The 2,112-nt window shown below is 33.8% G+C and carries 2 protein-coding genes; both read left to right on the forward strand.

The genetic code is table 11. The annotated features are described in order from the left end of the window. The coding region (locus tag LDB17_RS13845) for a hypothetical protein (protein WP_393925091.1) at positions 1-708 on the forward strand (708 nt) is incomplete at its 5' end. Beyond that, positions 698-2,080 (forward strand): DUF4350 domain-containing protein, encoded by a 1,383-nt coding sequence (locus LDB17_RS13850; protein ID WP_252638096.1) that lies wholly within the window; start codon positions 698-700, stop codon positions 2,078-2,080. The genes LDB17_RS13845 and LDB17_RS13850, both read left to right, overlap by 11 nt. The last annotated feature ends 32 nt before the right edge of the window (positions 2,081-2,112 follow it).

A 2,112-nucleotide genomic window follows, 5' to 3' on the forward strand; every position in this document is an offset into this window, starting at 1 on the left:
AGCACTACAATGCTCTTGGTTTGTATGTGCATAGATCTTTTTGGTCAGTCAGATTCTATTGCAACAACAAAGCCCTTACACATTCAAGAAAAAGTAAGCATACGTATACCCGATAAAAGCAAAATAGAGGAATATAGAAAAGATGCGCGATTTCAGTATAAAAAAGAAGAAAGAGGGCTATCGTGGTGGGATAGATTTTTACTGGCAATCAATAACTTTATCAATAATTTATTTGGTGCGGTCGCTAAATCAGGAATACTGAGCATTGTAGTGCTACTCATCATAGTAGTTGTAATATGTTTGATTGTCTTAAAACTTATTGGAGTAGATTACAGAACTTTATTGGGTAAGAAAGAACTAGATAAGTCGGATATCGATATCTATACAGAAAATGTACATGAAATGAATTTTGATGCATTAATATCTAATGCATTAAGAAACAAAGATTATCGTCTGGCTGTCCGTTTTTTATATCTGAAAAATCTGAAACAAATGTCTGATAAGGACATTATAGAATGGAGTAGTCATAAGACCAACTACAGCTATCAGTACGAGATGCAGAATCCCTTGTTGCGCTCTAAATTTCTTGAAACTACACTAATCTTTGATTATGTGTGGTATGGTGAATTCGAGTTGGATGAGAGTAAATTCACTGAAGTAGATTCCCGTATGGGCGACCTAAATAAAATGATAAACCATGAAAGATAAGAAACTAATAATTCTGATTGGGGTGATTATCCTTTTATTGATTGGTTTGTCGTATGCCCGAACCAAAGCTCCTAAGCCGGTAGATTGGAGACCTACATTTATAAATACCAAGACATCTCCATATGGAACATATATTGCATACGAGCTACTTGGAGATATCTTTCACAAAAAGAATATACGATCTACACGCACACCAATATATAATAACCTGAAAGAGAGTATGGAAGAATACTTTTCCTATGACAAATCTTATGATTCGTATGGTTCAGGTTATTATGAAGACTCTGATGATGAATATGACTATACTGAAGAGTCTGATACAACTCAAGTAAATACCGACCTTGTAGTAGATACAGTACTTGAGCAAGGGCTTGAGGAACTGACTTCTGACCCTACTGAATGGTATAAAAGTATTGATGCGGAAATAGATACTACAGCATATATATTTATCAATACCAAGTTTACGCTGGATAAAGTAGATATGCAATATTTACTCGATTTTGTTGGGTTGGGGAATAATGTGTTCATCTCGGCAGAAAGCTTTTCTTCGAGCCTGATGGATACTTTAGGTATAAAGACAAAGCATAGATATTTTGAAGCAGATACAGCTTATTATTTAATAGATTCTCCGCATCAGAAATATAATTTTGCAGGTATAACCGGTGAAACAAGGCTTAACACAGATAGTTGCAAATTGATGTCACGTCCATTGGCCTTTAATAACAAAAAAGATACAGTGTTCTTAGAAGTACAATATGGAAAAGGGCATTTCTATTTGCATACAATCCCATCAGCTTTTGCCAATGTTAATCTACTGCAACTAAACAAATATGATTTTGCTTTCAGATGCTTATCTTTTTTGCCACAGAATAGTAAAATTATTTGGGACGAATATCAAAAGCAAGGTGGTACTGATGCGAATAGTAGTATATTCAAGGCGATGTTGTCCAATCCTCTGTTACGTATTGCATTATATCTTATACTCGGCGGTTTGTTGCTCTTTGTGATCTTCAGGGCGAAACGTACTCAACGGATTATTCCTGTCATCAAACCACATATAAACTCTTCATTAGAGTTTCTAGGTACAATCAGTAATTTATATTATCGCAAAAAAGATTTTAAAACCATTGCCGAAAAGCGACATGCGTACTTCCTTGACTATATAAGGAAGAATTACTATATGTCGACAGAGAAAATTAATGACGACTTTTTGGATGTACTGAGTGCCAAATCAGGAGTTGAAAGAGATAAATTGAGTAATCTATTTAATTTATATAACGATATAATTATATTGCCTCATGTGTCAAACGATATATTCTTGCAATATAATAGTCTGTTGGAAGAATTTTATAGAAAGGTAAAAAACAAATAAAATAAAAATATATGTCGGATTTAGAATTTCAT

Origin of the sequence: Dysgonomonas sp. Shenzhen-Wh21 (genome assembly GCF_043392705.1) — a bacterium.
Classification (GTDB): Bacteria; Bacteroidota; Bacteroidia; order Bacteroidales; family Dysgonomonadaceae; genus Dysgonomonas.

Coding starts and splice junctions, on each gene's coding strand:
- LDB17_RS13850 (WP_252638096.1), top strand. CDS start 698: ATGAAAGATAAGAAACTAATAATTCTGATTGGGGTGATTATCCTTTTA.